Genomic DNA, 309 nt, shown 5'->3' on the forward strand with positions numbered 1-309 from the left:
GCCCGCCCACGATCTCGCTGGACGAGCACATCGGCAAGGACAGCAGTCTGGAGGCCGCACAGGCCGTGTATGCAGGCATTGCACCGGTGCTGGCTCAGCGCGGCATCAGGCTGGCGGCACAGTGCTGTGAGCACCTGAACCGGGCCATTATCATTGAGCGGGAAGCCGCCGAACAATACGGCTGGGAGGAAGTGTGTGTCGTGCCCCGGGCCCTTGCGGGCGGCAGCTGGGCCACCACCTGCTGGAAGCAGTGCAAAGATCCCATTGCTGTGGAGGAGATCCGCGCCCACGCCGGTATCGACATTGGCG

Annotated in this window: 1 protein-coding gene; it reads left to right on the plus strand. The window is 65.4% G+C overall.

What is annotated here, in order from left to right; translation table 11 throughout:
- Window positions 1–309: DUF436 family protein (locus P0G09_RS17845; protein WP_275253338.1), on the plus strand; the 309-nt coding region annotated here is incomplete at both ends.

Source organism: Faecalibacterium sp. DFI.5.82 (assembly GCF_029076575.1).
Lineage (GTDB): Bacteria > Bacillota > Clostridia > Oscillospirales > Ruminococcaceae > Faecalibacterium > Faecalibacterium duncaniae.